Annotated in this window: 11 protein-coding genes; 3 read left to right on the top strand and 8 right to left on the bottom strand. The window is 31.4% G+C overall.

Annotation, left to right across the window (positions count from 1 at the left end; all coding sequences use genetic code 11):
- The 4 genes from AC1DY0_RS11270 to AC1DY0_RS11255 all read right to left on the bottom strand — a co-directional run bounded on the left by AC1DY0_RS11270 (position 1) and on the right by AC1DY0_RS11255 (position 9,452).
- Entirely contained in the window at positions 1-3,033 is a 3,033-nt protein-coding gene (locus tag AC1DY0_RS11270) for a SusC/RagA family TonB-linked outer membrane protein (protein ID WP_477188695.1), read from the bottom strand.
- Between the two features lie 139 nt (positions 3,034-3,172).
- Positions 3,173-4,570: a hypothetical protein gene (locus tag AC1DY0_RS11265; protein WP_477188694.1), complete on the bottom strand. Its 1,398-nt coding sequence runs from the start codon at positions 4,568-4,570 to the stop codon at positions 3,173-3,175.
- A gap of 74 nt (positions 4,571-4,644) precedes the next feature.
- The gene (locus AC1DY0_RS11260; protein WP_477188693.1) at positions 4,645-4,782 is read right to left on the bottom strand and encodes a hypothetical protein; all 138 of its coding nucleotides are present in this window, start codon (positions 4,780-4,782) and stop codon (positions 4,645-4,647) included.
- Between the two features lie 590 nt (positions 4,783-5,372).
- Positions 5,373-9,452: a two-component regulator propeller domain-containing protein gene (locus AC1DY0_RS11255; protein ID WP_477188692.1), complete on the bottom strand. Its 4,080-nt coding sequence runs from the start codon at positions 9,450-9,452 to the stop codon at positions 5,373-5,375.
- 511 nt (positions 9,453-9,963) lie between these two features.
- Here AC1DY0_RS11255 and AC1DY0_RS11250 point away from each other — a divergent pair.
- On the top strand, positions 9,964-10,833 hold the full coding sequence (locus tag AC1DY0_RS11250) for a DUF3943 domain-containing protein (RefSeq protein ID WP_477188691.1): 870 nt from the start codon (positions 9,964-9,966) through the stop codon (positions 10,831-10,833).
- Positions 10,834-11,528: 695 nt separating this feature from the next.
- On the opposite strand, the gene AC1DY0_RS11245 is transcribed toward AC1DY0_RS11250, so the two are convergent.
- Entirely contained in the window at positions 11,529-12,383 is an 855-nt protein-coding gene (locus AC1DY0_RS11245; RefSeq protein WP_477188690.1) for a CvfB family protein, read from the bottom strand.
- A gap of 136 nt (positions 12,384-12,519) precedes the next feature.
- Positions 12,520-12,861, bottom strand: a complete 342-nt coding sequence (locus tag AC1DY0_RS11240; RefSeq protein WP_477188689.1) for a DUF2853 family protein — start codon at positions 12,859-12,861, stop codon at positions 12,520-12,522.
- Between the two features lie 565 nt (positions 12,862-13,426).
- Between AC1DY0_RS11240 and AC1DY0_RS11235 the strand changes: the two genes are divergently transcribed.
- On the top strand, positions 13,427-14,683 hold the full coding sequence (locus tag AC1DY0_RS11235) for an MFS transporter (RefSeq protein WP_477188688.1): 1,257 nt from the start codon (positions 13,427-13,429) through the stop codon (positions 14,681-14,683).
- A 410-nt stretch (positions 14,684-15,093) separates the two neighbouring features.
- Here the strand turns inward: AC1DY0_RS11235 and AC1DY0_RS11230 are convergent, their stop codons facing one another.
- Positions 15,094-15,468: a hypothetical protein gene (locus AC1DY0_RS11230; protein ID WP_477188687.1), complete on the bottom strand. Its 375-nt coding sequence runs from the start codon at positions 15,466-15,468 to the stop codon at positions 15,094-15,096.
- A gap of 18 nt (positions 15,469-15,486) precedes the next feature.
- Entirely contained in the window at positions 15,487-15,804 is a 318-nt protein-coding gene (locus tag AC1DY0_RS11225; protein WP_477188686.1) for a roadblock/LC7 domain-containing protein, read from the bottom strand.
- 92 nt (positions 15,805-15,896) lie between these two features.
- On the opposite strand from AC1DY0_RS11225, the gene AC1DY0_RS11220 reads away from it, so the two are divergent.
- Entirely contained in the window at positions 15,897-16,085 is a 189-nt protein-coding gene (locus AC1DY0_RS11220) for a hypothetical protein (protein ID WP_477188685.1), read from the top strand.
- The last annotated feature ends 8 nt before the right edge of the window (positions 16,086-16,093 follow it).

The following is a 16,093-nucleotide window of genomic DNA, read 5'->3' as shown; positions in this document are numbered from 1 at the left end:
TTAAAATGCAACATTAAGACCGATCAAAATTGTTGGCAAAACTGGATAATTCCACCCTCCGAATCCAGAGCCTTTAACTCCATCTCCTTTATCAGGATCTCCTCCACCTACTTCAGGATCAACACCTGTATAGTTGGTTACAGTCCATAAATTTTGACCTGATAATGACAATCTTAGTTTATCCAATCCAAATTGATTAAGTAATGTATACCCTAATTGGATATTTTTCATACGCATGTATGATCCATCTTCAACATAAAAAGAAGAGAATTTGGTAAAGTTTTCGTTATTGTCATTTTTAGACAAACGAGGAACATAATTAGAAGTTCCTTCACCGTGCCAAGCCATTTCATCAAGTCCTGCAACTTTATTAGTTAAACTTGCTCCATTATACAAATCAGAAATGTTTTGGTTTACTGATTCATTTCCAATACTTGCGTAGAAATTAGCAATCAAATCAAAATTCTTGTAAGCAAAATTCAAATTCAATCCCATAGTGTAATCCGCCCAAGGAGATCCCAATTTTGTTCTGTCTTTATCGTCCAATTTTCCATCTCCATTGACATCTTTGAAACGAATATCACCCACTTGTGCATATGGCTGTAATTTGTTTCCGTGTTCGTCCGTATGAGAATTCAATTGCGTTTGATTTTGGAACAAACCATCAGCTACATATCCGTAAAAATATCCTGGCTCGTCTCCTTCAACAGTTAAGGTCCTACTATTTGATCCGTAAAGTTTTTCACCATCGGCAGATAAAGAAATCATATCTACATTAACAGTTGTAAAAGTTACATCTGCACCATATGAAAAATCACCTTTCTTGTCTTTGTATGACAAAAGCAAATCAATACCATTCGATCTCATGGAACCTACGTTTGTCCAAATTGTTGCATTTGAAGGAAAACCACTATAGGTTGGAAATTGTTTCAAGAACAACATATCTTTTGTTGTTTTTTGATAGTATTCCAATGATCCTGAAATTTTGTTTTTCAACAATCCGAAATCAAGACCAAAGTTAACATCTTCAACAGTTTCCCATTTGATGTCTTTGTTTGCCATAGATGATGGAAAAGAAGTATCAGCAATATCATTCCCAATAGGATAATAACCTTGACCAATGTTTGATTGATAAACTGCTTCCGGCAAATTTTGATTACCAACTCTACCCCAACCAGCTCTTAAACTAAGATTATTGACAACTGATTTTGTATCTTCCATAAAGCTTTCGTTCGATATTCTCCAAGAGCCTGATACAGAAGGAAAATTAGCCCATTTGTTATTGGCCATAAATTTTGAAGAACCATCACGTCTAAATGTACCTGTCAAATAGTATTTGCTGTCATAGTTATAAGAAAGACGTGAAATAAAGGACTGTAATGAATTTGACCAGCTGTTACCGTCACTATCAGGATTTTTAGTTGCTGCTTTTAACTCTCTCATAGCATCAGAGTTGTTAGGTACTCCTTCTCCATAACCCCATACATCGGTTCCATTATATTCCTCCATTGTAGCACCAACCATTAAAGAGGTATTGTGTTTTTCGGCAAATGTTTTTGAATAGGTAGCCGTTGTTTGCCATGTCCAATCAACATTTGTGGTGGCTTTTCTTTCAACCTTGTTAATTTCCTCTTTTTCATGAGCCGCATCAATTATAAAATCCGGTCTGAATCTACTCCATACTTTATCTCCCACCTCAATAGATCCTTGTGTACGGAAAACCAAACCTTTGATTGGCTCATATTGCAAATAAGCATTGGTATTCAAATTAAACAAATCTGTATAATCATCATATCTGGCTACAGCTGCAACAGGATTCCATACATAAGATGGAGAACGTGCATAGATGCTGTACTCATTTTCTGTTCCGTTCAATTGGTCTGCGGGTTTATAGATTGGTGTAATTGGATCAATTTTATCAAAATCAGCCCAGTTATTTGGTGAACCCCAAGTTTCATAACGTGGATTCAAAGTAATCCCCATAGAGACTTTATCAGAAAATTTTAAATCATTAGTGATTCTTGCAGTAATTCTTTCCCATCCACCTACACCATAAAATGAGTCCGTTTTGTAATAGTTTAAACTAGCAGCATAAGTGTTTTTTTCTGAACCTCCAGTAACTCCAATAGAAGCGCTCGACACAAGAGAAGCTTCATTAATGCCTGCTCCCCACCAGTCGGTAGTTTTACCTCTGTATTGTTCTGCATTTGGTAAATACTCAGGATACCCAGAATTGGTATTCGCTTTATTCATAATATTGGCATAACTTTCAGCATCAGCCATATGATATGGATTATTCATCATCTGAAAACCATTACTCAAATCAATATTGAATTTAGCTTTTCCTGCTTTACCTCTTTTGGTCGTAATAAGGATAACCCCATTTGAGGCACGTGAACCATAAATGGCACTCGCAGATGCATCTTTCAATACATCCATTGACTCAATTTCATTATTACTCAAGAAATTTATACTTGTCCCCATTGGAATACCATCCACCACGTAAAGAGGATCGGTACTAAGGTTTAATGTAGAAATTCCGCGAATAAGTACCCTTGGTTGCGCTCCTGGCCCTCCGGCACCGGTAACTTGAACCCCAGAAACTTTTCCTTGTAATGATTCGGTGGCGTTACCCACGGTCATTGTTTGAAGCTCTTTTCCTTTTACAGAAGCAATAGAAGAAGTTACATCTCTCTTTTTTACAGTTGCATAACCAACAACCACAACTTCATCCAAAGCTTGACCAGCTTGTTCCAACACCACATCCACTACAGTTCTATCACCAACTGTTATTGTTTTGGTTGTAAAACCAATAAAAGAAAATTGAAGTTCAGCATCTTTACTTGGAATTACGATAGAATATTTACCATCAAAATCAGTTGATGTTGTAGTTCCAGTTCCTTTCACAGCTATATTCGCTCCGGGAACCGGCATAGAGCCTTTGTCCTTAACAGTCCCTTTTACTGTTATCTGCGCAAATGTTGTAGCGCTGCACAACACGGCTATAAATAACCATATAAATCTATATTTCATATATGTAAATTTTAATTATTAGAGGTCATATATGGTATCGCTTTTTTATTTATCGGTATTTGCTTGCACAAATTTGTTTTAATTGGCGATTTCATATTAGATATTTTATTTATTAAATGTAATAACAAGGTTTAACAACCTATTTTTTGGTTATAAAGGCTCTTTCTAACTCAGTATCAAGAACTACTTTATATACACCCGGAGCTGCTGGATATTTAGCATTACCGTTTTCACCTGGTGACATAGTTGCAATACCATTTTTAATCAATCTCCAAGATGGACTCCACCATTGACCTGTGAAAGTTCCTTCCATAGTTCCTGTCAATGTATATTCTCCTACTAATTGATAAGGGTTGTCTGGATTATTAGCCAAATGCAAACCTGTTTGAACCCAAGCATTCCAAGTATCCCAGTTGGCATCTTTAATACCTCCACCGCATATACTCACAAAAGGTCTTCTTTGAGCTTCGTCATCATGCCATAATCCATTGGCAACATCTGCCCAGACTTTGCTTGATGGCGTATATTTTGTAACAGAATAAACCAATGTATTTGGATTTACTTTTATAATGTAATATCCTTTTGTTGGTAAAATAATTGGAGATGAAGTCACATCATCAGCCAAATTCCCTGAAGCAGTCAATCCAAAACAGTGTGGTGCAAAATCAGACTCTTGTCCTAAGAAATAAACTTCTTTATTATCTGTATCAGCATAATATTTGAATTCGAAATCTTGTCCGTTTTTATCATGGAAATACATTGGTACCCCAACAGCATCTGTTGTAAGATTGGTACCTTTTGGTTGATCACAAAGATAAATTGCAGGATATTCATTAGTTGCCACTACATTGATATTTACAGCACCCGTGTTTGGTATGGCAAATTTATCTTTTGCAGTAATTGTCAATACATAATTTGCGGCAGTTACCGGCAATGTATATGTTTTGTTGAAAGTATAAGATTGAGGCGCATCTGTCAATTGAATTAAATCATTGATGTCAAGTGCAGCACATTGTACTTGAACAAAATCGATACCTGAATCATCATTAACAGTAAAATTAACTGCCATTTCGTTACTTGTTGACAACAAAATAACAGCACCTTCTTTTGGAGTAGCCATTGTTATAGCAGGAGCATCAAATTCTCCATCTAAACGCAAATTTATATCCTGGTCAATTTCATTACCTGAAACGTCAGTTACAATCAGCTTAATTTTGAAAGCCTCAGAAGTTCCCCTATCAGCTGGAATTTCGAAGGAATAGCTCAAATCATATGATGTGAGCAATGGGTCCGTTGCAAAAGTAATTACTTTATCCAACGACAATTCTGGTATTTGAATCCTAACATTCTTTAATCCTAAGTCATCTGCCAAAGTAGCTTTAATTTCAAATTTTCTATTTGGTGCTCCATAGATTTCTGTTGTGCCAACAGCAAGCGTTGGATCTTCCGAACTTGGAAAACCTGTTTCATTCTCTTGACATCCTGTAAAAAGGATAGCAAAAAAAGCAAGAAAAAATAAAAATTTAATTTTTTTCATCTCTTTAATTTTAGTGGTTATTTTTTTTTGGTTTTAAAATATTAATGTTTACTAAACTCAATATCTTCGATTAATTATAATTTTTTAAACATATCCAAGATGGCTAGTTTTTCTTGAATCACTATTTCTAACAATTGATTCATCGGTGGTCCTTCACTACTACTTCTAATAGCTGCACTTTTTTTAGGGGTTTTTATCATACGGTTTTTCATTAGGTTATTTATAGTTTCTATTTTGATTAATTATAAGTGTTGATTTTACATTTTTTTATTTAGTCAAAAAAAAATATTCGTCAGATCTGTTAAAAATTGATTTACTAACAGGATTAAACAAATAATATTTTTTCTGTACTTTATTTCTTGTCACTATATCGATTTCTAAAATTTAAAATAGACTTTTAAACATTTACTAAATCGATGCCTTTAAAATTGACAATAATATAATGTTACTATAACTATAAGTGCAAAGTAATAGCTAGTTAGAAGGTTTCATGAGGGGTAAATTGGAAAAAAAAGGAGGTCAAATTCGTAATCAAATAGTTTTTTATATAAAAAAATGAGAAATGTAAAAAAATAATGATTTATTTTTAGATGATACATAATTACTAATTTATTGAGTCAATAATCATTTACAACATAAGATTGAGTCAAAACAAGACACATTCAAATACTTTGAGTCTAAAATACAGGAGTAAACAAAGATTTAACCTGGAATCCGCTGTCGAATTCAGATGAAGTAAATTTCTAATACGGATTCTGGATTTAAAATACAGTTAAGAATATTCTCTCTCTTGATTTAAATATTATTTAATAACATTCAAATCATAGTTAAAAGAATTCTTATATTTTTTTATGTATTCTGAAGGAGTCATTCCAAACAACTTTACAAATTGTTGTCTAAAATATTTTGGATCTTCAAAGCCTACTTCAACACTTGCCTGAGCAATGTTCATGTTTTCAGTAAGCATCAACATAGCCGCTCTTCTTATACGTATGGAACGTATGAATGCATTTAGGGTTTGTCCTGAAATGATTTTAATTTTAGTATAAAGAGTTCTATGACTCATTCCCATCTCAGCAGCAAAATTCTTAATGGTAAAGTCACGCTTATGAATATTGGCTTCAATAATATCAATACATTTTTTTAAAATCTCTTGATATTCGGCAGGAACCTTCTGGGTATTTTCTTTAAGAGTGATACTATCCAAGAAGTATGTTCGTAAATTACTGCGGCTTTTTAATAGTGATTCAACACGAGCAACCAGTAAATCATCATCAAAGGGTTTAGTAATATAATCATCTGCTCCATCGCTTATTCCTTGAAGATGCGTTTCTGGATTTTTGGATGCCGTCAATAATACAACTGGAATATGAGACAGACTACTATTTTCTTTTATTTTTCGGCACAATTCAAGACCATCCATTACGTCCATGGCAATGTCACTAATTACCAAATCGGGCATGTGTTTTTTAGTCAGTTTTAAACCTTCTTCACCATTATCTGCACTATATATTATATGTGTTTCCGAAAAAAGTCTTATCAAATAATTCCTAATATCTGCATTGTCATCTATAATTAAAAGAGTACGCTTATTCGTGAGCATTACTTTATGCAATTCATTATCTAAAGCTCCAATCGCAGGAAGTTCAATAAGTTCTTCCGTATCATCTGCCATCAATTCTTCAACCAACGGACTCATTTTTGGAGCAACAGTACTAATTTGCAAATCTTCAAAATGATCTTGACCTTTTAAAAAAGTTAATTTAAATACACTTCCTTTTCCAATTTCACTATCACAACTTACAGTTCCTTTATGTTTCTCAACAAAATACTTAACGATAAAAAGCCCAATACCAAATCCAGTACTACCGCCAACAGGTGCTTTTGAATTTACTTGTTTAAATTTCTCAAAAATAGTAYCTAAATCATTTTTGGCAATTCCATCTCCACTATCTGTAATTTCTATAACAGCTTCTATTTCTGTTTCAGCCAATATAAGAGTAATTGCTCCGCCAATTGGAGTATACTTAAAGGCATTTGACATCAAATTGAACAAGGATATCTCAATTTTTTCGTAATCCCCTATTATTTCAATATTGTGCTCCGGTATTTGAAAAGTATAATCTATTTTTTTCTCTCTCGCCTGGTTTACAAAATACTGATAAACTTCATAACAAAGATTATTTACGTTTATGATAGACATTCTAAGTTCATCTCCATCATTTTCAGCCTTACGAAAAAGCAATAACTGATCCACTAAACTCAGAAGTCTTCTGGCATTTCTATGTGCAATTACTAAATCGCTTATGGAAGTACTATTCTCTACATTCCCTTTTTGGATCACTTTTTTTAATGGATTAATGATCAGAGACAGCGGAGTACGAAACTCATGGGAGATATAGGTGAACATTGATGATTGTTTCTCCGCAATTTCCTTTTCTTTAACTCTTTCTAATTCGGCAATTTTTACTTTATACTTTAATTTTTCTTTATTCTTATTATATTTGATATAACCATAAATGATGCCGGCACCTGCCAGTAAATAAAAGGTATAAGCCCACCAACTTCTATACCATGGAGGTGAAACTTTAACCGTAATAAGGCTTTCTTCTTTGTTCCAACCGCCTCTAAAGTTTGTTGTTTTAACTTTAAACACATATGTCCCTTCAGATAATTTTGCATAATTTGCTTTTCGGGATTGGCCTACATAATTCCATTGATCATCCCAGCCCTCTAAGTAATAGGCATAATTTATTTTATCTGCATTATTATAATTCAATGCGACAAATTCAATCGATAAGGTTGTTTGATCATAAGGCAAATCCACTTCTTTGATTCTGCCTGAATCCCAGTCCGATATTAGTTCGTTTTTACTTTCCTCGATAGGTTGGTTATTTACATAAAAATCGGTCAATAATAGACTATTCTTCTGATTGAATTCTTTTATATCTTCTGGAAAAAAAGAATTGAATCCATTAATTCCTCCAAAAAGAAATTCCCCTGTAGACAATTTTAAACCAGCATTAAAACTAAACTGATTGCTCTGCAACCCATCATTTACGGAAAAATTCCTGAATGTTTTTCTTTTTTTATCAAATCTACAGATTCCGTTGTAGGTGCTCATCCATAAATTTCCTCCTTTATCTTCTAACATCCTCAGAATCGTATTAGAAGGCAAACCATCATCTGTAGTTAATCTTTTAAACTTGTTTGTCTTCCTGTCGAACAATAACAATCCTCCTTCTTGAGTACCTAACCAAAGATTTTTATCTTTATCTTCATGAATACTTCTTATAGGATTACCAATTGCAATTTTCTTATGTTTTCCACTTCCTTTATCGATAGCAAATAACGAAGTATAATTACCTCCCCAAAGTTTCCCATCACTAGTCTCAATAAGACATTGTAAATTATCAATTGTTTTATCAAAGAGTACAAAACTATTTTTTGCTCGATCAAAAAAGTATAAAGAGCCCTCATTTGTGGCGCTTGCCCATACATTACCATTAGAGTCCTTATACACAAACCATATGTTTTTCTCAATCTGTTTAGTAAATGGATTGTAACACGAAAAATGAGTTACAGTATTAGTTACCGGATTAATTCGATTTACACCACCAGCCCAAGTTGACAACCAAATCTCGTTATTATTGTCCCTTATTATACTGGTAATAAAATTACTGCTGATCTTATGGACAGAACCAGCTGAATTACTAAAATTGGTATAGGTATTTGATTTTCTATTCCAATACTTCAAGCCAGCCCCATCTGTACCAATCCATAGATTCTTTTTTTCATCTTCACAAAAAGACAATATAAAGTTTTCGGCAGGCTCATTATCTTTTACATTATATTTAATATTCTTAAAGTATTTTGGGTTATTACCAATCATACTTATACCCCCACGCAAAGTCCCAATCCATTTATTTCCGGCAATATCCTCATGTAAACTCCATATCGAATTACTTTTTACAAATTGTTTCCCGTTTGCAAAGTTGAATGGAATCGCTTTTTTATTTTTGTCTAATACTTTATAAATACCACAACCATCTGTAGTTGCCCACAATTCCTTTTTCTTATCTATAAGAATATCAGTAACTGTGCAGCTATTTGTCAAATAATTTCCAGAAAGTGAATTTGAATTAATATCAAAAGAATAAAGACCTTCATCAGTGCCTAACCAAAGAGTGCCATCCGAAGAAAGCTTCATACATACTACCTCCATAGATAATGGATGCACAATATTCAATTTCTTTGAATGATAACTGTACTTGCAAATTCCCACGTTTCTTACATACACCCAACAAGAAGCATTTTTCGAATCATTTTCAAGAACTGTCGCATTATAACTGGATTTCGCATTTTTACTATTCAGTTGTTCCAATTCTATAGGCTTACCAATAAGCAATCCGTCTTCATAAACCAGTAAACCGAAATTTTGAGAAGCAACCAAAACCAGATCTTTTGAAACTGATCGTATTTGATGAATAACATCTTTTAATATTTGAGTTTTATTAGTATTAGAAACATATTCAATAGGATGAAAAATAGATTCTCTTCTATCAAAAACACAAGCACCATTAGAACCTCCAACCCAAATATTCTTTTTCGAATCCCCCTCAATATTATAGATTGTATTAAACGACAACGAATTCTTGTCATTAATCCTATTGCGATATACTTTAAAATTATATCCGTCATATCGGTTCAGTCCATCGTAGGTACCAAACCACATGAAACCTTCACTATCCTGATAAATTGTCGTTACTGAATTATTAGACAACCCATCTGATATATCAAGAAACTTAACTGGATGCTCTTGTGAAAAACACATTAAAGAAAAAACTAATAATAGCACAAGATGTAATACAAAATTCTTCAAGAAAAATATGTTTAGAGATTAGCTAGCTGAATTAGGTGTGAAAAGTACAATTATTAACTAATTTTATCAATAATAAAGATAAATATCTGTTCAAAAGCTTCACTTTCTAATTGAATACAAGTCTATTCTCATATTTTTTTAATTAATCTAATAAATGTAAAGCAAGATATTTCAGAAATCACAAAGAACTCATCTACGACAAGAAACTTACTCAAAAATTTATTCGTTATTTACCTCCTAGTTTACTAATTCATCGTTATTTACCTAAATAACACATTTAACCATGGAGAATAGACAACATAATCCTTGAAATCCCTTCATTATTAATTTACGATTAAGATGTAAAAATGCCCGCCTAGTTCCTATTAATTAATTATATTTGCCGCGTTTAAAAACTTGATAAATTCAATTTCGAAAGGATTGCAATTCAACAGTTATGAGAGCAAAAACAATTTATAACTTCAACCCAAATACATATTTGGTCATCTTTTTAAAAGTATTATATCCTAAAATGAATCTACTTAAACCCTTTTTATACGCCTTTATAATTTTACTTTCTGGAAATGCCATTTTTGCACAACAGGCAGAACAGTCAATAAACAACCAGAATCAATTACCGTCGTCACTTTCTCAAAATACAATTGTCTATTCTAATTCTCAAAAGGAAAGTACAGAAAATATAACTCCATACAACTACAACATGCTTTCTTTTGCGGATAGCACATTGGTACAACAAAACAGCATCGCATATCCTCCTGCCAAAAGAGATTACAGAAGATTAGGTTATGATACTAGTATGTATTTAGGAGCTGCTATAATCGCATTTGGAGTTCTTTATTCCATGCCCGAAAGTGTAACCAATTGGGACAAGGAAGCGATGAAAGAAAATGGAATTACCTATAAATGGAAACAAAATGTAAAAGCAGGCCCAGTTTGGGATAATGATGACTGGGTTTTAAACTGGGTTACACATCCTTATTCTGGAGGTGTTTATTATATGACAGCAAGAAGTAGTGGTTTTAGTATTTTTGAATCTTTTTTATACTCCGCTTTTATGTCCACCTGTTTTTGGGAATATGGAATCGAAGCATTTGCCGAAATTCCATCCAAACAAGATTTGATCATTACACCTGTATTAGGCTCTGTTGTCGGTGAAGGATTTTTCTATGCCAAAAAAAGCATTTTAAGACATGACAGAAAAGTTCTGAAATCAAGATTTCTAGGCTATACCTCATTATTTTTAATAGACCCTTTCAATACATTATTAGATAGTTTTGGTTATAAAGATAAAACTAAAACACAATTAAGTTTGGCCCCTATAGGTTTTGATAAAGGAGCCAACAAGGCCATTTGGGGATTAAATCTCAATATGCAATTTTAATCCATAAGAATTTTTAACATACTAAAAATCATTTTATTAAATTGTTTCTTTCAATAAAAATTCAAATCAAATAGATGCGTTAAAATTTAAAAATAAATTAGATTTTAACATCGGTGAGAACAAATAATTATTAATTTTAACTCATGCTAATCATTATTCTATAGTAAAATCAACGTTAGTTATTAATTCAGATTAGCACCGAGTTTTCACTGATTTATTAACCTAAAAAATGATTTTTTTGAGTGAATTTGAAATTATTGTCGCTTCTATTTTTATGGTTTTAAATTATATAATTTACACAAAAACTATTTTAAAGTACAAGCAAATAAATGACGTGTTTGCCAAAATAGTAATTCATAGAAAGTAACACCTAAGGGTTAAGTAAAAGATTTACAATCCAACTACTTTACACAAGTATAATAACAGATAGTAATCTTTAAATGTATAGATAACCAATGGTTTTAATGTGAAATTTATACTTTACTATATACAGTTAATGCTTTGATTTATAGACAAACCATTTAATGAAGTAATTTACGCTTTGTGATTACTTGTATTACATATACGTTAAGTATATAAAGTGCTTGAATATACTTTTTAAAATGTTCGAAAATGTTTTATTTTTGTTTATATCTATAGGGTACAAACAAAAGTAAAAGAGAAAGGCTAATCAAAATGATTAGCCTTCCTTTTTTTTATTCCTTAACTAAATAGATTCCATCTTCTTTAATCTCGATTAACTTTTCCTTATACAAGGCACCAATAGCCTTTTTAAAGGTTTTCTTACTCATCTTTAAAACCGTTTTGATGTCTTCGGGATGTGAGTTATCCGTTAAACGTAAAAAACCTCTACTGGCTCTTAGTTCATCCAGAATCTTTTCGGCATTGGGTTCTATACTCTGATAACCCTGAATTTGCAAAGAAACATCTATCTTGTTATCAGGTCTAATATTCTTGATATATCCTCGCATACGATCTCCCGTACGTATAGCATCATCGTAAACTTCATCCTTATACAATAAACCTTTGTGTTGTTCATTGATGATTACATTAATACCTAATTCGGTGATATGAGAAACAATAAGCTCCACCTCTTCGCCTTTTTCAACGGTAAGATGGTCATTTTTCAAAAATTGGTTCAGTTTGCTGGATGCCACCAAACGATTGGTTTTTTCATCCATATAAAGATAAACCAAATAGCGTTTTCCTTTCTCCATAGGACGCGCCTGTTCTTTGAATGGGACCAATATATCCTTCTCCATACCCCAATCCATAAAAGCACCTATTTGATTGGTATAATTTACACGTAAAAGAGCAAACTCATTCAGTAATATATAAGGCTCCAAAGTTGTGGCAACCGGACGCTCTTCATGATCCAAATACACAAAAACAATAAGCTCCTCACCTATTTCAAATTCATTTGGCACATATTTATTAGGTAAAAGTATATCGTGTATTCCTTCAGGGTCTTTTTCTGGGTTACCTAAAAACAAACCCACTTTAGTGTCACGCAATATAGTAAGCGTATTGTATTTTCCTATTTCAATCATTTTTATTGAGATTCTAAGTTGTGTTAACAACTAAGTTTAAGGTGCAAAGGTACGAACTTTGAAAATGGGATTTTAAAAAACATTATTAATAAAAAAAAGCGCCTGCTAAAGACGCTTTCTTAATAGTTTAATAATTTTAATTGTAAGCACTTTCCCTTCCGAAATGTAGAGCTAGTAAATAATAAACTACTGCTCTATATTTACTTTTATTTGACCTTCCATATTTTTCCAAAACAGCATCAATTCCTTTTAAAAGCTCAGGGCCATCAGTCAAACCCAATTTCTTGATTAAAAAATTATTTTTTACCGTCGCAATTTCGGATTGTTGAGTTCCCGCAATAATAGAAGAATCTGGATTATATATGGACGGACCGCAACCTGTGGTCACTTTTGTCAACAAGTCCATATCTGGTGTAATCCCGCATTTTTCTTTCAAATCGGCTGCATACTTTACAATTAATACGTCTTTTGCACTCATAAAAATATATTTAAGGTTTTTACTTCCACTTTTATAACACACTCAAATTTAGCAATTTATTATCAAAGTGTGCGATTTTTATTCATTAAATTTTCATAAATTTTTTCTCTTTTAAATAAATCCAATTTTAAACCTTAAGAAATGTTCTTTTATAATATTTAAAAACAAATACTACAAATTAAATTAATTACTAAAAACATACTAAATAATATATTTACAAATATTTAAATATTGAAAACGTTTTTTATATCTTGTTGAATAAATATATTTTATGACAATTTATAATTTTTTTCAAACGATTCTTTTTAAAATTTCACAAAGACAACCTTTTTTAAATAATTGTTAGAAATCTCGCATTTTGGCGTATTTATTACAGATGTAAATTAAATTGTTGTAAAAATCTGATATATTAATTTTTCGTTGTAACTTTCAATATTTATTTATTCAAATTAGTATGTTTGCAAAACTGTAAAAAAAATCTTTATACCCTAAAAAAAGATTTTATTTTATAGATAAACTTAAGTACAATACAGACATTTTAAACCACTCAACCTACTAAAAAAATATGGTAAACAACTACTTAACAAATTTTAAAGGATTCAGCAAAGAAATCTGGATTCTGACTTTCATCACTTTCCTAAATCGTGCGGGTACTATGGTAATACCTTTTCTTTCCAAATACATGAAAGAAAATTTATCTTTTTCATATAGCCAAATCGGATGGATAATGTTTTTCTTTGGAGTTGGTTCCATAATTGGCTCTTGGTTAAGCGGCAAACTCTCAGATAAAATAGGTTTTTACAAAGTGATGGTTTTTAGCTTATTTACAAGCGGAATAATCTTTATTGTCTTACAATATCTAACTTCATTTGAAAGCCTTTGTATAGGGATTTTAATTTTGACCTCCGTTGCTGATATGTATCGACCGGCAATGTTACTAGCCTTGGACACTTATGAAAGCAAAGAAACAAAAACCAGAGCCTTAACATTAACCAGAATGGCAATAAATACAGGCTTCCTAATAGGCCCTGCTTTGGGTGGATTGATAATTATGAAAATTGGCTACAGTGGATTATTCTGGGTTGATGGTTTAACCTGCATACTTGCAATTTCAATTTTTAGCATTATGATAAAAGAAAAGAAATTGCCTTTTAAACTCAAAAAGATAAAAAGCGACACTAATTCAAATAAAATTATTTTGAGTGATAAACCTTTTTTATTGCATTTAATTATTACAATGGCAACTGGAATATTATTTTTTCAAATGTTCACAACCCTGCCATTATATTATAAAGAGCAATTTAATTTTACCGAATTTGAAACTGGCTTACTATTGAGCTTTAGCGGATTGATTTTAATTCTTTTCGAGCTTCCGATAGTGAGGTTTGTCGAAGAGAAAAATATAGACAGGATTAAAGTAATTTCCTTAGGAATCCTATCAATGTCAATAAGTTTATTATTAATGCTTTTTAGTAGCTGGAGCGGTGTTTTAATTCTTATGGTGTGTTTTATGTCAATTGGAGTAATGCTTACCTTTCCTTTTGCTAATTCATTTGCCATGAGCAGAGTTCATATGAATCTCAAAGGACGATATATAGCTATATTTACAATGAGTTATAGTTTTGCCCACATCTTAAGTGCAAAAATGAGTATGACGATTATTGAAGCATATTCTTATCAGGCGAACTGGATTTTTATGGGAACACTTGGCTCTACAGCGTTAGTTTTATGTTATTACTTATCAATAATACTAAAGAAAGAAAGGGAAAGTATTGAGCTAAAAATTAAAAATTCACTTTTTACCGAAAAAAAGGCTTCCTGATTTTTACGCAATTTTAATAAATCCTATTATTTTCCAACATTTAGGGTTCTAAAAATTAATTCGGATTATCTAACAAACACTTGTATTTTTTTATGAGTGTTTTTTTTTGTTCTCATTAAATAATAAAAACATTGATGAAATGTCATCATATACGCAAATATAGACCAAATGAATATCTCTTTCCTAAAGATGAGTTTAACATACCAGAACATCGGATTATATTATACAATAACAGAAGATTAATATGTCATTCACAACAAGAAAGCACAAAAAAAAAGCCTTAAAACATAAATGCTTAAGGCCTTCTTTTAATAGAGAATTCAAATATTCTCTAAATAAATATTTAATAATCAAAAATGATAAGAATCTAATTTAAAATTTTCATTTAACTGTAATTTTACAACAATAAATTAAATTTTAGACTCGATATCTTTTTTATAACGATTAAGCATAGCTTTAGTCATTCCAATATTTCCTTTTGTAGAATCTACCGCTAAGTAAATTAAGTATTCTCCATTATCGGAAACATCCACAATATGAATTTGTGTAGAAAGAGTAAAAATAATATCATCAATTTTCTCTTTTAATCCTAAAGAAGCAATAACATTCATTTTTGACTTTACAACTTCCAGATTAAAAGCCGAGGCTAACTCTGGATCAAAAGAATCTACAGTTGTCAATGAATAATAAGAAATTCCGCTCTTGATTTCAGCAATTGCAACAGCAATAAAACCTGGCATATTCTCTTTTAGGTTTTCTCCGAATTGTTTTAAAAAGTCTGACATAGTATATATAATTATTGGTTAAGATTTAAGAGCTAAATTATCTATTACTTTAAGAAGCAAGCCTAATTTAGAAATATCACTTGTAGTTGTAATTAAAAATAAATCATCATTTAATTTATTTCCAACTAATAATCCCGAATCCGTTTTTAGAATAATTTGTTTCAAATCACTAAATTGCATATCTTCCAACATTTCTTTACACATTGTAAAAATAACATTAGACATTGCTGCTATATTTGTTGCAAACTCTATTTTAAATGAATCAACAACATCTCCATTTTTGTTGAAGACTAAAGCAGTTTCCAAACCAGTTTTTTCTAATTTTCCGAAATCCATTTAACTATCTTTTTAAACAAAAATACACATATATATGATAAAAAAAAGTATTTTAGCATAAAAAAACGCACAAATATCAAAAATTTATACAAATGAAAGACACAAGAAAAATAAAACTGTTAAAATCTACATTAAATAAGAAATTAGAAGATTTTAGAAAATTTAGAATTTCTAATATCCAAGAAGAAGTAGTGATAAATGCTAATGAAGAAGTAGTGATACCCGCTAATAATGTAAAAACAAAGTCAAAAGGTTTCTTTTCAAAACTTTTAAATAAATAACTGCATTA

This window comes from Flavobacterium sp. P1_E4 (genome assembly GCF_056405915.1).
Note: the sequence above shows the minus strand (reverse complement) of the source record. Positions and strands in the feature narration are given on the sequence as shown.